Raw genomic sequence first — 15,202 nt, forward strand, 5'->3', positions numbered from 1 at the left:
AAGCGCGGCCAACAGCTGGATCGGGAGCGGTAGACCAACGTGAGCAGCGAGAACTCAGCGGACGACGCTCAGTACGTGTGGGACGTCGTCGTGGTGGGAGCAGGGCCCGCTGGGGCTTCTGCGGCCTATGCGGCAGCCGTCGCGGGACGCAGCGTCCTCATCCTGGAGAAGGCCGAACTACCCCGGTACAAGACATGTGGCGGCGGCATCATCGGCCCCTCGCGAGATGCGCTCCCGCCCGGTTTCGAACTGCCCTTCAGAGACCGCGTGCGCGCGGTGACGTTCACCTTGGACGGCAAGTTCGCGCGCACCCGCCGCTCGAAGCAGATGCTCTTCGGGCTCATCAACCGCCCCGAGTTCGACCAGCAACTGGTCGAGCACGCTCAGAAGGCGGGCGCCGAGCTGCGCACAGGTGCCACCGTCGCGCGCGTGGAGCAGCACGGCTCCGCGGTGCCCGACCGGCGGACGGTCGCCGTCGTCCTGCAGAGCGACGAGACGGTGCTCGCCCGTGCGGTCGTCGGCGCGGACGGCAGCGCCAGCCGCATAGGAGCACATGTCGGCGTGAAGCTCGACGTGGTGGATCTCGGCCTGGAGGCCGAGATCCCGGTGCCGCAGAGCGTCGCCGAGGACTGGGCGGGCCGGGCGCTGATCGACTGGGGCCCGCTGCCCGGCAGTTATGGCTGGGTGTTCCCCAAGGGGGACACGCTCACGGTCGGCGTGATCTCCGCGCGCGGCGAAGGCGCCGCCACCAAGCGGTACTTGGAGGACTTCATCGCCCGTCTCGGCCTCGCGGGCTTCGAGCCGAGCATCTCCTCCGGCCATCTGACGCGCTGCCGCAGCGATGACTCGCCGCTCTCCCGAGGCCGGGTCGTGGTGTGCGGTGACGCGGCGGGGCTCCTGGAGCCGTGGACCCGCGAGGGCATCTCCTTCGCGCTGCGCTCGGGCCGTCTCGCGGGGGAGTGGGCGGTGCGGATCGGTGAGGCGCACGACGCGGTCGACGCCCGCCGCCAGGCGCTGAACTACGCCTTCGCCGTCAAGGCGGGGCTCGGTGTGGAGATGAGCGTCGGGCGCCGTATGCTCACCCTCTTCGAGCGGCGCCCCGGCGCGCTGCATGCGGCGATCACCGGCTTCCGGCCCATGTGGAACGCGTTCGCGAGGATCACCCGGGGCTCGACGACACTCGGCGAGCTGGTGCGGAACCATCCGGTGGCGGGACGGGCGCTGAGCAAGCTCGACCGGTAGGCGTCCGGCAACACTTCCTGCTTCTTCTCTTCTGCTTCTTCTACTTCGTCTTCGTGATGGTGACGCGGAAGACGGGGTGGTCACCCGCGGCCGCCTCGATCTCCGCGTCCGTCGACTTGGCGGTGACGCCCTTGAAGTACTGGTTGACCTCCCAGCCCCACTTCTCCAGATAGCCGCGCAGCAGCGGCAGCTTCTCGGCGTCCGGGATTTCCTCGACCGTGAACGAGCGCACCTTGCGCCCGACGCGCAGCTCGCCGCCGCCGGCCACGCGCATATTGCGCACCCACTGGGAGTGCCCACGGGCCGACACCAGGTATTGGGCGCCTCCGTACGTGAACGGGTTCACCGGGATGCGCTGCAACTGCCCGCTCTTGCGACCCCGCACGGAGAGCTCGGCCGACCCCATCAGGCTGATGCCGTGCCGCGCCAGCCAGCCGATCACGCCGTTGAGCCGCACGGTGAGCGGGCTGCCCTTGAGGTAGTAAGGGGAAGGGGATGCCGGGGACATGGTGACCGCCAAGGTGGGAGTGGGTTGGGCGAGCTGGGAGGGTCGGGAGGACCAGGGCGAGGTTCCGAGAGCGGTGCTCTCGCTTGAGAGCAGTGTGCACGAGACTGGTGCCCCATTTCAAGAGCAGTGCTCTCGAAAATATGCGCCACTCCCGTTTCAGCGCACCGCTCCAATTCGAGTGCACTGCTCCTGTTTCAGCGCACTGCTCCGAACCCGTGGCACACTGCCTCTATGAGTACCGCTACCAGTGGAGCCAGGGCCCGCGCCCGAGCCGAAGTCACCGCGGCCATCAAGGACGAGGCGCGCAGACAGCTGGCTGCCGAAGGGGCCGCCAAGCTCTCGTTGCGTGCTGTGGCCCGTGAGCTCGGCATGGTGTCCTCCGCGCTCTACCGCTACTTCCCCAGCCGCGACGAGCTCCTGACCGCGCTCATCATCGACGCCTACAACTCCCTCGGCGCGGCCGCCGAAGCCGCGCACGCCGAGGTCGCGTCGGCCGAGCCCGTGCGGCGGTGGACGGTTGTGTGTGAGGCGGTGCGGTCCTGGGCGCTTGCGCATCCGCATGAGTACACCCTCATCTACGGTTCGCCCGTGCCGGGCTACAGCGCGCCCGCCTCCACCGTCGAAGCCGCCGCGCGCGTCGGGCGGTTGCTCATCGGGATCGTGCGCGACGCACATCAGGGGCGAGGCGTCGCCGCCAAGCCGTTGCCGGGTGCGCTGCGTCCCGAGGGTGAGCGGATCGCGGCGGACATCGCGCCCGATCTGCCTCCGGCGGTGATCACGGCAGTCGTCGCGGCGTGGGCCCAGCTGTTCGGGATGGTGGGCTTCGAGGTGTTCGGGCAGTTCAATCGAGTCGTTGAGGACCGTTCGGCGTTCTTCTCACACGCGGCTGCTCAACTCGCCCATGGTGTGGGGCTGTTGGAGCAGTAGCAGTAGCAGTAGGAGTAGCCGCCGCCCGCGTCGCGAGGAGCTCCGGGTCCTGTCGCAGCATCCGCTCGTGCAGGGATCGCAGCGCGGGCCCCGGATCGGCGCCCATCGTGTCCGCGATCCGGTGCCGGGCGGCCTCGAAGGCGATGAGGGCATCGGAGGAACGGCCGGTGCGGTACAGGGCGTTCATCAGGAGCTCGACCAGGCGTTCGCGCAGCGGGTGGGCCGCGACAAGCCGGATGAGTTCGTGGACGTACTCGAAGGAGCGGCCGAGTTCGATCTCCCCGGCGATCTTGGCCTCCAGGACGGTGAGCCGTTTCTCGCGCCAGCGGAGCCGTTCCGCCGTCAGGTGCGGCGCGTTGAGGCCCTCCGCGAATTCGCCGCGCCACAACGCTTCGGCACGGTCGATGAGTTCACCCGCGTGCCGCAACTGTCCCGCGTCACGTGCGGCGAGCGCTGCGTCGACCAGCCGTCGCCGCTCCCGCAGATCGTCGGCCACCCCACCGGACAGCCGGTAACCACTGCCCGTCCACGTCAGCGCGGGCCCCGCCTCGCCCGCGCACGCGAAGGCGCGCCGCACCCCGGAGACGTACTTCTGCACGAGGTTGCGCACATGGGCGGGCGGCTCGTCGCCCCACACGGCCTCGACCAGGCCCTCGTACGAGATCGGGCGCCCCTCCTGGAGCAGCAGCACCGCAAGCACCGCCCGCTGCTTCGGCGGCCCGAGCGGAACCTCCTCGCTGCCGTGCAACGCCCGCAGCGGTCCCAGAAGTTCGAAGCGCATCGAGCACATCGAGCGCATCCCCTCGGGCGCCTCGGACATCCCCATAGCCATCCCCACAGCACTCATGGGGCGAGCGTAACCCGGCCCCCGCGCACCCAAGCTCCGGTGGATCTTCCAGCGGTTCTTCCAGCGGGCATTCCAGCGGGGCCTGTGACCGTGGCGGCACCGCGGCTCCCGCACGGGGATCCCGGAAGAGAGGCAGACAGCGATGCTGACCCGGCTCGGCCGTTTCGTGGTGCGGCGCAGCCGCGCCGTGCTGATCGGCGTGGTACTGGCCTTCCTGGGCCTGGGCGCCTACGGAGCGGGCGCCCAGACCGACCTGGACCTCGCGCGCTGGGACGCGCCCGGCACGGAATCCGTGCGGGTGGCGGAGATCTTGCGCGAGGAGTACCGCACGGGCAATCCCAACCTCGCGCTCCTCGTCACAGCCCGCGACGGCGACGTCGACTCGCCGCGTACGACGGCCGCCGCCCACCGACTGGCCGCCGAGGTACGGGACATACCCGGCGTCACGGACGTCAGCGCCTACTGGGCCGGTATGGGCAAGAACCCCGCCCTGCGTGCCTCCAGCGGCGACCGCGCCCTGATCCTCGCCCGCCTGGAGGGCAATGCCACCGACACCCGCGAGCGGCTCGCCACGCTCTCACCCGAACTGGCACGCACCACCACGGAGTTGAAGGTAACCGTCGGTGGTCAGGAGGAGATCTCCCGGCAGGTCGGCGAGCAGGCCCGCGCGGACTTCCTGCGCGCCGAAATGCTTGCCCTGCCCGCTGTGTTGCTCCTGCTGATCCTCGTCTACCGGCGCACGGCAGCGGCGTTGCTCACCATCGGTGTCGGGCTGCTCTCGGTCGTCGGGACGCTCGCCGGTCTGCGGGCGATCGCGCAGTTCACCGAAGTGTCGACGTTCGCGGCGAATCTCGCGCTCGTCCTGGGTCTGGGTCTTGGCATCGACTACAGCCTCTTCGTCATCAACCGCTACCGCGAGGAACGGCACGCGGGGCACGCTCAGGAGGACGCCGTGGTCCGGGCGACCTCCGCCGCCGGACGCACCGTGATCTTCAGCGGGGTCACCGTGGCGGTCTCGCTCTGCGCGCTCCTGGTGTTCCCGTTCTTCTTCCTGAGCTCATTCGCGTACGCGGGTGTCCTCGTCGTCGTCACCGCGGTGGCCGGGGCGCTGCTTCTGCTGCCCGCCGCACTCGCCCGCTGGGGCCACCGCGTGGAGCGCCCGCGGAGCGAGGCGAGCGGCATCTGGCAGCGCATCGCGCTCGCCGCGATGCGCCGACCGCTCGCCGCGGGTGCGGCCGTGGTCGGCGTACTGCTGCTCGCCGCGTCACCCCTGCTCGGCCTGCGCTTCGGGCTGCCGGACGAACGGACCCTGCCCTCGGGCGCGTCGTCACGCACCACCTCCGAGACGATCCACAAGGAGTTCTCCGCCGAGCCGACCGACACCGTCCATGTCGTGCTCCGGGCGGCGGTGAGCACGCGGGAAACGCAGCGGTACGCCGCCGAACTCTCCCGTGTGCAAGGGGTGTTCCAGGTCGACGCGCCCACCGGTCGCTACCAGGACGGCCGCCGCACCGGGCCGTCGACGATCACCCCTGGAACCCCTGGAACCTCTGGATCCCCTGGACGAGACGACGGCTCCCGCATCGCCGTCGTCCCGACCCAAGCGGCGCTGTACGGCGACGTGCCCGCCTTCGTCGACGCCATCCGGGACGCCCCGGCCCCCGCGCCCGCCCTGGTCGGCGGCTACCCGGCCGAGACCACCGACTTCCGCGCCACCCTCCTGGACCGGCTGCCGTATGCCGTCGGACTGATCCTCGTCGCCACCTTCGTCATCCTCTTCCTGATGACCGGAAGCCTGCTGCTGCCCGCCAAGGCGACCGTGCTCAATCTGCTCAGCCTGTCGGTGATGTTCGGCTGCCTGGTGTGGGTCTTCCAGGAGGGGCATCTGTCGGGGCTCCTCGGCTTCACGCCCACCGGGTCCATCGAACCGAGCATTCCGGTGCTGATGTTCTGCGTCGCCTACGGCCTGTCGATGGACTACGAGGTGTTCATGCTGGCCCGGATCAAGGAGGAGCACGACCGGGTCGGCGACACGGCGAAGGCGGTCGCCACCGGGATCCGGCAGAGTGCGCCACTGATCACCGCGGCGGCCGGGATCCTCGCCTTCTCCTTCCTCACGTACGCCACCGGGGGCGTCGTCTTCCTCAAGGAACTCGGGGTGGGAACGGCCCTGACGATCCTCGTCGACGCCACCCTCATCCGTGTCGTCCTGCTGCCCGTCGCCATGCGGCTCGCGGGCCGCGCCAACTGGTGGGCGCCGGGTCCGCTGCGCCGATTGCACCGGCGCTTCGGCCTCCACGAAGGCCCGGACGGCCCGGACGGCCCGGACGGCTCGGGGGGCTCGGACCGCTCCAAGCCCCCCGGCGTACTCCAGCGGGAGTACACGTGATCGCCACGCCCGGCTGACGCCCCCCGGCCGCCCCGCGGTCTAGCGTTGCCGACATGGATGAGCAGCGCGAACACAGGCGCGGCGGTCCGCCCCTGCCCTGGGGTGGACCGCCGATGTGGCGGCAGGGGCCGCCCTGGTGGAACCAGCGGGACGAGGCGGGGAACGTCAGCAGGCTGCCGTGGCTGACGACACTGGCGATCACCGTGTTCGTGCAGGTCGGCTCCGGATTCGCCGCGCACGGCCAGCCCGACCGGGAGTCGCTCGGCGTCCTCGCCCGGCTCCTCCTGCTCGCGGGTACGGCCGCGCTCCTCCTGCGCCACCGCTATCCCGTCCCGGTCGCGTACGTCACGGCCGGGACGGCGCTGGTCTACCTGGGGGCCGGGTACGCCTACGGCCCGGTCCTGCTGACGGTGGCCGTCGGCTGCTTCGCCGCGGTCGTCGCCGGGCACCGGCGCGCGGCGTGGGGCGCCGTAGGGATGCTGTGGGCGGGGCATCTCCTGGTCGCGCACTGGCTCTACCGGTGGCTGCCGCCCGATGGGGACGACGCACGGACCTGGGGCCAGGAGACCGTCGTCGCTGTCTTTGTCGTCGCGATCATCGCCGTGTCCGAGCTGGCCCGCGTACGCCGCGAGCAATGGATGAAGGAGCGTGCCGAGCGCGCCCAGGCGGCCAAGCGGCGGGCCGACGAGGAGCGCTTGCGCATGGCGCGCGAGCTGCACGACGTGCTCGCGCACAGCATCTCCGTCATCAATGTCCAGGCAGGCGTCGGCCTCGCCCTGCTCGACTCCGATCCCGAGCAGGCCCGCACCGCCCTGACCACCATCAAGGCCGCGAGCAAGGAGGCCTTGGGGGAGGTCCGTCAGGTGCTCGACACCCTGCGCACGCCGGGAGACGCGCCCCGCGCCCCGGCTCCGGGGCTCGACCGGCTGCCCGAGCTCGTGCAGCAGGCGGCCAGTACGGGACTCACGGTCGCGGTCGACACCCAGGGGGCGGGCAAGAAACTGGCGCCCGGCGTCGACCTCGCCGCCTTCCGCATCGTCCAAGAGGCCCTGACGAACGTCGTACGGCACTCCGGATCGCGCCACGCGCGCGTGCTGGTCCGCTACGAGGCGGCGGCGCTCACCCTGCGCGTGGACGACGACGGCCCCTCCACCGGGGCCGACGCGGGAGGCAGCGGCAATGGACTTGCCGGGATGCGGGAGCGTGCCGCCGCCCTCGATGGCACGATCGAGGCGGGCCCGCGCCCGGACGGCGGTTTCCGGGTCACCGCCGTACTGCCCACCCGCACGGCACCTCAGGAGGACCAGTGATCCGCGTACTGCTCGCCGACGACCAGTCGTTGGTCAGGGCCGGTTTCAAGGCACTGCTCGGTGCACAGGAGGACATCGAGGTCGCGGGGGAGGCGGCGGACGGTGAGGAGGCGGTGCGCATGGTGCGTGAACTGCGCCCGGATGTCGTCCTGATGGACATCCGTATGCCCCTGCTCGACGGGCTCGCCGCGACCCGGCGCATCACCGACGAGCCGGACCTGAACGACGTCAAGGTGGTCATGCTCACCACCTTCGAGCTGGACGAGTACGTCTTCGAGGCGATCCGCTCCGGGGCTTCGGGCTTCCTCGTCAAGGACACCGAACCGGAGGAACTGCTGCGCGCCGTAAGGGCGGTTGTCGACGGCGACGCGCTGCTCTCGCCCGGCGTGACGCGCCGCCTCATCGCGGAGTTCGCCGCCCGCTCCAAGGAGCCCGCGGTCGTCGAGTCGCTGGGCGAACTCACCGAGCGGGAGCGTGAGGTGATGGCTCTCGTCGGTATCGGCCTGTCGAACGAGGAGATCGCCCGCCGTCTCGTCGTCAGCCCGCTCACCGCGAAGACACACGTCAGCCGGACCATGGTGAAGCTCGGCGCCCGCGACCGCGCCCAACTGGTCGTCCTGGCCTATGAGTCGGGCTTGGTACGCCCCGGCTGGCTGGGCTGACGCGACCGCCGGTGCCGTACGAGGATCGTCACCACGGACACCACGAAGACCGTGGCGGCGACGACCGCGCCGATCCGGTGCATCGTGTGCTGCGAGGGTGAGGACCCACCGAAGAGGTGGTTCGCCGCCGTCACGGCCAGAAAGGCGGCCCCCGCGAGGCTCGTCGCGACGAACAGCGCGAAGCCGATCTCCACGGTGGCCGCGTCCCGCTGGGCCTGCGTCCTTCGCCCCATGTCCCGATTGTCAGGGGTGCGCCCCCGGCAGGCAAGGAACTGCCTGCCGGGGGACGGGTGTTGAGGATCGGTCGCGGACGGCCGGGATCAGTCGCGGCCTGCGGCCACAGGCTCCGGATCGTCCTCGCGCTGTACGGACTTCACGACCGTGATCGTCTCCTGCGTACGTCGCGCAGGCCGTGTCCGCAGCCCGGTGAGGGTGATCAGGAGCCCGACGCCGGCGATCGCCGTGACCACGATCAGGCCGGGGCGGTAACTGTCGAGCACCGCCTGCGGCGAGGAGCCCGCACCGTCGCCCGCCGCGGTGATCACGGCGGTGACGACGGCGAGGAAGATCGCGCCGCCCACCTGGATCGAAGTGTTCAGGAGGCCCGACACCATGCCCTGCTCATGGTCGTCCACGCCGTTGGTGGCCTGGATGTTGAGCGAGGGAAAGACCAGAGCGCACGCGAAGCCGAGCAGGATCATGGACGGCAGGACCATCGAGGCGTACGACGGGGTCAGGCTGACGCGCAGGAACAGCGCGTACGAGGCGACGAGCAGGACGAAGCCCGCCACGATGACCCGGGGCGTGCCGAACCGGTCGATCACCGAACCGACCTTCGTCGACGACAGTGCGACCAGGGCACCCGCGGGCAGGAAGGCGAGCGCGGTCTCCAGGGCCGACCAGCCGAGCAGCGTCTGGAAGTACTGCGTGGCGAGGAACTGGAAGGAGACATAGCCGCCGAAGAACGTCATCGCGCCGATCTGTGCCCGGAGTTGGGGCCCTGAGCGCAGCACGCCGAGCCGGATCAGCGGGCTCGCGGTGCGCAGTTCGATGCGTACGAAGACGGCGAGCAGCACGGCCGCGACGAGGAACGACAGGAGGGTGCGGGCCGATGCCCAGCCCGCCTCCGGTGCCTCGACGACGGTGAAGACGAGCAGCAGCATCGCCGCCGTGCCGGTGACGGCGCCCGGCACGTCGTAGCCGCCGGTGTTCTTCTCGCGGGCGCTGCGCGGGATCAGCTTGAGTCCGGCGACCAGCGCGATGACGGCGATGGGTGCGGGCAGCAGCATCGTCAGGCGCCAGCTGGCCTCGGTGAGCAGGCCGGAGAGGACGAGGCCCATGGAGAAGCCGGTGGCGGCGCAGGTGGTGTAGATGGTCAGCGCGCGGTTGCGGACCGGGCCCTCGGCGAATGTCGTGGTGATGATGGAAAGGCCTGCGGGCGCCGTGAACGCGGCGCTCAGTCCCTTGATGAAGCGGCTCGCGATCAAGAGCGGACCCGAGTCGACGAACCCGCCGAGCAGCGAGGCGAGTGCGAAGACGGCGAGTGCGATCAGGAAGACGCGGCGCCGCCCGAGCAGGTCGGCCGCTCGGCCGCCAAGGAGCAGGAGACCGCCGTAGCCCAGGATGTAGCCGCTGACGACCCACTGGAGGGTCGAGGTGGAGAGGTTCAGTTCGGAGCCGATGGAGGGCAGGGCGACGCCGACCATCGACACGTCGAGGGCGTCGAGGAACATCGCGGCGCAGAGCACGAGGAGAGTGCCCCACAGACGCGGGGACCAGCGCTCCGGGGACGCGGAGTCAGCTGTGAGCGGAGAAGTCATGCGGAGTACAGTACATGCGCGTGCATTGAGTGCAAGTGCATTTAATTCCGATGCAATAAAGGGGTACTTTCTGCTAACGTGCGATGTCATGGCGGCGAAGAAGGCCGAGCAAGGGCTCGTGGACCAATGGCGCGACATCCTCGCGGTGCACGCACGCACTTTGTGCGAACTCGACCGCGCCCTGCATGAGCACGGCCTCGGGGCGAGCGACTTCGAAGTACTCGAAGTGCTGTCCGAGGGCGTCGCGGAGGACGGCGAGTGCGCCTACCGCGTGCAGGACATCGCGGGCCGGGTGCATCTGAGCCAGAGCGCGCTGTCCCGGCTCATCGGCCGTCTGGAGAAGGACGGTCTGGTCGAGCGCGCGATGTGCAGCGAGGACCGGCGCGGGGTGCGGGTCGTGCTCACCGACAAGGGGCGCGCACTGTATGCGGAGGTACGTCCGCTGCAGCGCGAGGTTCTCGGCAGGATGCTGGCGGAGCCCGGCTTCAAGTAGCCCGGCTTCAAGTAGCCCAGCTCCAAGTAACCCAGCTCCAAGTAACCCGGGTCTCGGACGCCGGGCGCCTCACGCGCCCGACGCCTTCCATGCCTGGCGTCTCCCGTGCCTGGCGTCTCACACGCCTGACGTCTCCCGCCACAGCGTGCTCAGCTCGGTGTCGCCGGTGACGTGTGGAATGGGCCCGCGGTTCCACAGCGACAAGTAGAGGTCAGCGGCCGGACCCGACAGCTCGCACTCGGCGTCCCCGGTGTCGCCCCGCTCCGTGGCGGGCGGCTCCTGCGAGAGGCGTACGGTCCACACGGCGTCCGCGTCCGCATCTGCGTACGTGCCCGTATCCGTGTCCGTACCTGTGCCCGTGTCCGTTGCCCGCACGCGCAGGACGCGGGGCCGGTCGGTCCGCACCCTGCTGCGCGAGCGCGCGTGGAACCCCCGGAGCAGCTCATCGATCCCGTCCGCGGCGAACTCGGCGCCGATCGGGGACGGCGTGCCCCCGCGTGCGGACTCGGCGTCCACGCGGTGGATCGTCGTCTCGTTCGCCTGCCGCCGCGCCCAGAACGCGAGCGGCGACGGCGCGGGCAGGAACGCCCAGCACTGTACGTCGGACGGGGCGGCACGAAGCGTGGCGACCAGGTCGGCGTGTGCCTGTCGGTACCAGTCGATCAGGGCGTCGCCGTCCAGGTCCGGCGGGTCACCCATGGGCCGCGGTGAGACATGCCCCTCGGCGGGGAACGACGCGGCCCAGCGGTGCACCGCCCCCGTGTGCCGCAGCAGATCGCGCACGGTCCAGCCGGGGCAGGTGGCCACTTTGGCGTCCGTCCCGGCCGTCTCGGCGGCACGGGCCAGCAACCGGCCTTCCGTATCAAGAACTTGAAGGTGTTCGGCAATCTCCATGCGGGGGATTGTGCCGGATGGAGCGCGCACGAGCACGGGAGTATTCGATCACTGGAGCGGTCGCGCGGTCGCGCTCTGGAGCCGCGTGGTCAGGTATGACTGGCCGCGCCGCGTGTCGCGTACCCGATGAGGGCTGCGACGGCGGCGAGCACGGCGACGCTGGTCAGCGCCGTCGGCAGCGAGAACCAGTCCGCCATGAACCCGATCGCCGGTGGTCCGAGGAGCATCCCGCCGTAGCCGAGCGTAGAGGCGGCGGCGACTCCGCTCGGTCCGGCGAGCGCGCCGGCGCGTTCGATCGCCACGGGGAAGATGTTGGCCAGGCCGAGTCCGGTGACGGCGAAGCCGATGAGAGCGACCGGCACGGACGGGGCGAGCGCGCCGAGCAACATGCCGACCGTGGCCGTCGCCCCGCCGCCGACGACGGTACGGGTCCGGCCGAGCCGCTCAAGGAGCGTGGTGCCGGAGAGCCGCCCGATGGTCATGGCGAACGCGAAGCAGGAGTAGCCCGCGGCGGCGATGCCCGGGTGCGCGGCCAGGTCCTGTTCCAGGTGCAGGGCGCCCCAGTCGGCGAGCGCCCCTTCTCCGTACGCCGTGCAGAGCGCTATGAGGCCGAAGACGATGACGAGTGTGCGCGTGCGGTTGTCGAGGCCGGGCGGGGCTGCGGACTTGGGGGACTTGGGGGCATCGGCAGGAGGCTGCGTGTCCGGTGCCTTCGGAGCGTCGTGCCGCAGCAGTGTCGGCGCCGTGACCGCGGTGACGATCAGCCCGATCACTGTCAGCGCGAGCAGGTGGCGGGTGGGCGAGAGGTGCCCCGCGACCAGGCCGCCGAGCCCGGCGCCGACCATGCCGCCCAGGCTGAACGCCGCGTGGAAGCTGGGCATCACGGGCCGCCGCAGCGCGGCGACCAGATCGACGGCGGCGCTGTTCATCGCCACGTTGATGCCGCCGTACGCGGCTCCGAACACCAGGAGTACGAGCCCGAGCGAGAGCGCCGAATGCGTCAGCGGCGGCAGCGCGATGCTCAGCGGCATCAGGATCCCGCAGGCCACGGTCACCGGATGGCTGCCGAAGCGGCGGCAGAGCCGTCCGGTGAGCGTCATCGTGACCACCGCACCGGCGGAGACCCCGAGCAGCGCGAGCCCGAGGTCGCTCGCCGACGCGCCGGTCTGTTCCTTGATGGCGGGGATGCGGACGACCCATCCGGCGAAGATGAAGCCGTCGAGCGCGAAGAAGACGGTGAGTGCGACACGGAGCCGGACCAGGCCCGGGGGAGTGGCCCGCGACGCTGCGGACGTGGTTTTGTTTAGTAGCGGCACAAAGTCAGAGTAGGGGTGCGCCCCGGCCGCGTACAAGACAGTTCCTGTGAGGTGGCGGTCACCTCGTGGGAGGGGGCGGGTTCACCGATGGACGGAAGGTTCTCGTGAGGCGGAATGTGCGGCGGAATGTGCGGCGGAATGTGCGGGGGAAGGTGAAGCGGAACGTGAGGCGGCAGGGGACGGGCGGCGGAAGGGTGGTGCACGAGCAGATGACGACTGAACGGCAAGGCCGTGTACGGATCATGGGAGACTCGCCCTCATGAACGGCAAGGCTGCCCCCCGTGCGGAGGGGGATCTGTCCACGCGTACGCGTCTGGAGCGAGGGCGCGGCGCGCTCGGCCCCGCCCTCGAGCTCGTCCACACCGGACGCGCCCCGACCCGAGCCGTGCTCACCGCCGAACTCGGCGTCACGCGCGCCACGGCGGGGGCCGTCGCCGCCGAGCTCGAGGCGCTCGGCCTGATCAGGATCGACGCGCGGCCGAGTGCGCCCGCCGGCTCGCAGGGCCGTCCTTCGCACGGTCTGTCCATCGCGGACGACGGCCCTGTGGCGCTCGCCGCGCAGGTGCACTCGGACGGATTCCGGGCCGCGCTCGTCGGGCTCGGCGGCCGGATCGTCGCCACCGCGCCCGGCTGCGAGACCATCGACGCCGACCCGGCACAGGTGCTCGGCTCGGTCATCGACGCGGGTGCGCAGCTGCTGCGGGAAACCGGCAGGCGGTGCGTGGGCGCGGGCCTCGCGGTGCCGTCGGCGGTCGCCGAACCGGAGGGCACCGCGCTCAATCCGCTGCACCTGGCGTGGCCCGCGGGCTCGCAGGTCCGGCAGATCTTCGCCGACTGCGTACGGGACGCGGGGATCGCGGGACCGGCGTTCGCCGCGAACGACGTCAACCTCGCCGCGCTCGCCGAGCACCGGCACGGAGCGGGGCGCGGCGCCCGCGACCTGCTGTGCGTCGCGACCGGGCACCGGGGGGTCGGCGGTGCGCTCGTCCTCGACGGGCGGTTGCACACGGGCAGTTCGGGCCTCGCGCTCGAGGTCGGTCACCTCACGGTGAATCCGGAGGGCCGCCCCTGCTACTGCGGCAGCCGGGGCTGCCTGGACGTCGAGACGGACCCGCTGGCCTTCCTCACGGCGGCGGGCCGCGAGCCCGGCCCCGAGGGGCTTCTGCAACAGGCCCGCGAACTGCTCCGGGACGCGGCCGGTGACCCCTCGGTCCGCGCGGCGGTCGAGGAGCTGATCGACCGCCTCGGCCTCGGACTCGCGGGCCTGGTGAACATCCTCAACCCGGACCGCATCATCCTGGGCGGCCTGCACCGTGCGCTGCTCGAGGCCGACCCCGAGCGGCTGCGCGCGGTCGTCGCCGACCGGAGTCTGTGGGGGCGCAGCGGGGGCGTACCGATCCTGGCCTGCACGCTGGACCACAACAGCCTGGTGGGAGCCGCCGAGTTGGCTTGGCAGCCGGTGCTCGACGACCCCCTGGGGGCGCTGGGTTAGACGCGGGCGGTCTCCTTGGCGGCCGGACTGCCATCGGTCTCGACTGAGGGTGTGGAAGGGGCAGTTCGCCCGTCGCGAAGCCTCCTCAGGTCAGGCAGCAGCGATATGACCCCGAGTACGGCGAGGGCGGCACCGATCCAGAGTGGCGCCCGCAGGCCGAACGTATCGATGGCGGGCCCTCCGACGGACGTCGCGATGATGATGCCGAGCGTGATGAACGAGGAGTGGACGGTGTTGACCAGCGGCCGGGCGTTGCCGGTGCGCTGCACGCGGGTCACCAGAGCCGGGTTCATGGTGACGCCGACAAGGCCGATGCCCATCATCAACACCACGGCAGGAACGCCGAGTTGGGCGAAGACGGCGAACCCGACAAGGAACGCCAGATTGAGCAGAAGCCCGGTGAGCAGGACCGGGACGGCGTGCTTGTCCGCGAAGCGGCCGACGACCGTGTTGCCGACGACGGTGGCCGCGCCGTACGCGATGAGCAGCAGCGGAACAGTGCCGGTGGAGAAGCCGGTGACCTCGGTGAGGATCGGGTTGAGGTAGCTGAAGGCGGAGAACGTCGCGCCGATGACGAAGGTGCTTGTGGTGAGGGTCAGCCAGAGCCGGGGGCTGCGGAAGGCGCCGAGCTCCTGGCGCAGGCTGCCGCCGTCGTCGTCCGTACGCTCCACGCGCGGCACACCGGCGAGGGTGGCGAGCGCGGCCAGGACGGTCAGTCCGGTGATGGCCCAGAACGCGGCGCGCCAGCCCAGGTGTTCACCGATGACGGTGGAGAGCGGCAGGCCGAGGAGCGTACCCAGCATCAGCCCGTTGAGCGCCACCGCGATGGCCCTGCCCCGTACTTCGGGCCGGGCGAGCTGCGAGCACATCGAGATCGAGACACCGAAGAACGCCTGTGACGCGACACCGGTGATGACGCGGGCCACCAGCATGGTGCGGTAGTCCGGAGCGAGGGCGGCGAGGACGTTGCCCGCGAGGAAGATGGCGAACAGGACTAGCAGAGCGGACTTCTGACGCATCTTCAGGAGGGCGACGGTGAGGAAGGGGCCGCCGAAGGCCATCGCGGCGGCGAACGCGGTGATGAGGTAGCCGATCTCCGGAATTGTGGCGTCGAGTCCGTCGGCCATCTGCGGCATCAGACCGGCGACCACGAACTCGCTGGTCACCATGGCGAAAATACCGAGGGCCAAGAGGTATACGGCGCGGGGCACGGTGCTTGCTCCTGTCGGGGGGTTGGTTTCAGCTGGTCTGGCGTCGGAGAGTTATGGACTGATCAGTGCAAAACTAGGACGCGCGGGTTTG

14 protein-coding genes are annotated in these 15,202 nt (G+C 70.8%); 7 read left to right on the forward strand and 7 right to left on the reverse strand.

Going from position 1 to position 15,202, the window contains the following annotated elements:
• Nucleotides 1–39: 39 nt before the first annotated feature.
• Entirely contained in the window at nt 40–1,242 is a 1,203-nt protein-coding gene (locus ACGFSB_RS22580) for a geranylgeranyl reductase family protein (protein WP_393402056.1), read from the forward strand.
• A gap of 40 nt (nt 1,243–1,282) precedes the next feature.
• On the opposite strand, the gene ACGFSB_RS22585 is transcribed toward ACGFSB_RS22580, so the two are convergent.
• The gene (locus tag ACGFSB_RS22585) at nt 1,283–1,750 is read right to left on the reverse strand and encodes a nitroreductase family deazaflavin-dependent oxidoreductase (protein ID WP_393402059.1); all 468 of its coding nucleotides are present in this window, start codon (nt 1,748–1,750) and stop codon (nt 1,283–1,285) included.
• Between the two features lie 231 nt (nt 1,751–1,981).
• On the opposite strand from ACGFSB_RS22585, the gene ACGFSB_RS22590 reads away from it, so the two are divergent.
• Nucleotides 1,982–2,677 (forward strand): TetR/AcrR family transcriptional regulator, encoded by a 696-nt coding sequence (locus ACGFSB_RS22590; RefSeq protein WP_393402062.1) that lies wholly within the window; start codon nt 1,982–1,984, stop codon nt 2,675–2,677.
• Here ACGFSB_RS22590 and ACGFSB_RS22595 read toward each other — a convergent pair.
• Nucleotides 2,592–3,524 (reverse strand): BTAD domain-containing putative transcriptional regulator, encoded by a 933-nt coding sequence (locus ACGFSB_RS22595; RefSeq protein WP_393402064.1) that lies wholly within the window; start codon nt 3,522–3,524, stop codon nt 2,592–2,594. The two genes, ACGFSB_RS22590 and ACGFSB_RS22595, sit on opposite strands and share 86 nt — an antisense overlap.
• A gap of 142 nt (nt 3,525–3,666) precedes the next feature.
• Here ACGFSB_RS22595 and ACGFSB_RS22600 point away from each other — a divergent pair, with 142 nt between their 5' ends.
• Genes ACGFSB_RS22600 through ACGFSB_RS22610 form a run of 3 tightly spaced genes read left to right on the forward strand, consistent with a single transcriptional unit; the run spans nt 3,667 to nt 7,885 of the window.
• Nucleotides 3,667–5,913 (forward strand): MMPL family transporter, encoded by a 2,247-nt coding sequence (locus tag ACGFSB_RS22600; RefSeq protein ID WP_393402067.1) that lies wholly within the window; start codon nt 3,667–3,669, stop codon nt 5,911–5,913.
• Between the two features lie 53 nt (nt 5,914–5,966).
• Entirely contained in the window at nt 5,967–7,223 is a 1,257-nt protein-coding gene (locus ACGFSB_RS22605) for a sensor histidine kinase (RefSeq protein WP_393402070.1), read from the forward strand.
• Nucleotides 7,220–7,885 (forward strand): response regulator, encoded by a 666-nt coding sequence (locus tag ACGFSB_RS22610; protein WP_393402073.1) that lies wholly within the window; start codon nt 7,220–7,222, stop codon nt 7,883–7,885. The genes ACGFSB_RS22605 and ACGFSB_RS22610 overlap by 4 nt, the downstream gene beginning before the upstream one ends.
• Here ACGFSB_RS22610 and ACGFSB_RS22615 read toward each other — a convergent pair.
• Together ACGFSB_RS22615 and ACGFSB_RS22620 are read right to left on the reverse strand one after the other, a co-directional pair.
• Nucleotides 7,846–8,118 carry a DUF6332 family protein gene (locus ACGFSB_RS22615; protein ID WP_393402076.1) on the reverse strand — a complete coding sequence of 91 codons (273 nt, stop codon included), beginning with the start codon at nt 8,116–8,118 and terminating at the stop codon, nt 7,846–7,848. The genes ACGFSB_RS22610 and ACGFSB_RS22615 overlap by 40 nt on opposite strands.
• Before the next feature lie 87 nt (nt 8,119–8,205).
• Nucleotides 8,206–9,705 carry an MFS transporter gene (locus ACGFSB_RS22620; protein WP_393402078.1) on the reverse strand — a complete coding sequence of 500 codons (1,500 nt, stop codon included), beginning with the start codon at nt 9,703–9,705 and terminating at the stop codon, nt 8,206–8,208.
• Between the two features lie 88 nt (nt 9,706–9,793).
• Between ACGFSB_RS22620 and ACGFSB_RS22625 the strand changes: the two genes are divergently transcribed.
• On the forward strand, nt 9,794–10,198 hold the full coding sequence (locus ACGFSB_RS22625; protein WP_393402081.1) for a MarR family winged helix-turn-helix transcriptional regulator: 405 nt from the start codon (nt 9,794–9,796) through the stop codon (nt 10,196–10,198).
• A 117-nt stretch (nt 10,199–10,315) separates the two neighbouring features.
• Here the strand turns inward: ACGFSB_RS22625 and ACGFSB_RS22630 are convergent, their stop codons facing one another.
• Nucleotides 10,316–11,092 carry a maleylpyruvate isomerase family mycothiol-dependent enzyme gene (locus ACGFSB_RS22630; RefSeq protein WP_393402084.1) on the reverse strand — a complete coding sequence of 259 codons (777 nt, stop codon included), beginning with the start codon at nt 11,090–11,092 and terminating at the stop codon, nt 10,316–10,318.
• Nucleotides 11,093–11,181: 89 nt separating this feature from the next.
• Nucleotides 11,182–12,408 (reverse strand): MFS transporter, encoded by a 1,227-nt coding sequence (locus ACGFSB_RS22635; RefSeq protein ID WP_393402086.1) that lies wholly within the window; start codon nt 12,406–12,408, stop codon nt 11,182–11,184.
• A gap of 259 nt (nt 12,409–12,667) precedes the next feature.
• Between ACGFSB_RS22635 and ACGFSB_RS22640 the strand changes: the two genes are divergently transcribed.
• Nucleotides 12,668–13,900, forward strand: coding sequence for an ROK family protein (locus tag ACGFSB_RS22640; protein ID WP_393402089.1), 1,233 nt, complete (start codon nt 12,668–12,670; stop codon nt 13,898–13,900).
• On the opposite strand, the gene ACGFSB_RS22645 is transcribed toward ACGFSB_RS22640, so the two are convergent.
• Entirely contained in the window at nt 13,897–15,111 is a 1,215-nt protein-coding gene (locus ACGFSB_RS22645) for an MFS transporter (protein WP_393402091.1), read from the reverse strand. The two genes, ACGFSB_RS22640 and ACGFSB_RS22645, sit on opposite strands and share 4 nt — an antisense overlap.
• Nucleotides 15,112–15,202: the final 91 nt, after the last annotated feature.

Source organism: Streptomyces sp. NPDC048441 (assembly GCF_043200235.1).
Lineage (GTDB): Bacteria > Actinomycetota > Actinomycetes > Streptomycetales > Streptomycetaceae > Streptomyces.

Bases quoted from the DNA above. Each gene is read 5' to 3' on its own strand.
- ACGFSB_RS22585 (WP_393402059.1), bottom strand. From the start codon at position 1,750: ATGTCCCCGGCATCCCCTTCCCCTTACTACCTCAAGGGCAGCCCGCTC.
- ACGFSB_RS22590 (WP_393402062.1), top strand. From the start codon at position 1,982: ATGAGTACCGCTACCAGTGGAGCCAGGGCCCGCGCCCGAGCCGAAGTC.
- ACGFSB_RS22595 (WP_393402064.1), bottom strand. From the start codon at position 3,524: ATGAGTGCTGTGGGGATGGCTATGGGGATGTCCGAGGCGCCCGAGGGG.
- ACGFSB_RS22600 (WP_393402067.1), top strand. From the start codon at position 3,667: ATGCTGACCCGGCTCGGCCGTTTCGTGGTGCGGCGCAGCCGCGCCGTG.
- ACGFSB_RS22605 (WP_393402070.1), top strand. From the start codon at position 5,967: ATGGATGAGCAGCGCGAACACAGGCGCGGCGGTCCGCCCCTGCCCTGG.
- ACGFSB_RS22615 (WP_393402076.1), bottom strand. From the start codon at position 8,118: ATGGGGCGAAGGACGCAGGCCCAGCGGGACGCGGCCACCGTGGAGATC.
- ACGFSB_RS22620 (WP_393402078.1), bottom strand. From the start codon at position 9,705: ATGACTTCTCCGCTCACAGCTGACTCCGCGTCCCCGGAGCGCTGGTCC.
- ACGFSB_RS22625 (WP_393402081.1), top strand. From the start codon at position 9,794: ATGGCGGCGAAGAAGGCCGAGCAAGGGCTCGTGGACCAATGGCGCGAC.
- ACGFSB_RS22630 (WP_393402084.1), bottom strand. From the start codon at position 11,092: ATGGAGATTGCCGAACACCTTCAAGTTCTTGATACGGAAGGCCGGTTG.
- ACGFSB_RS22640 (WP_393402089.1), top strand. From the start codon at position 12,668: ATGAACGGCAAGGCTGCCCCCCGTGCGGAGGGGGATCTGTCCACGCGT.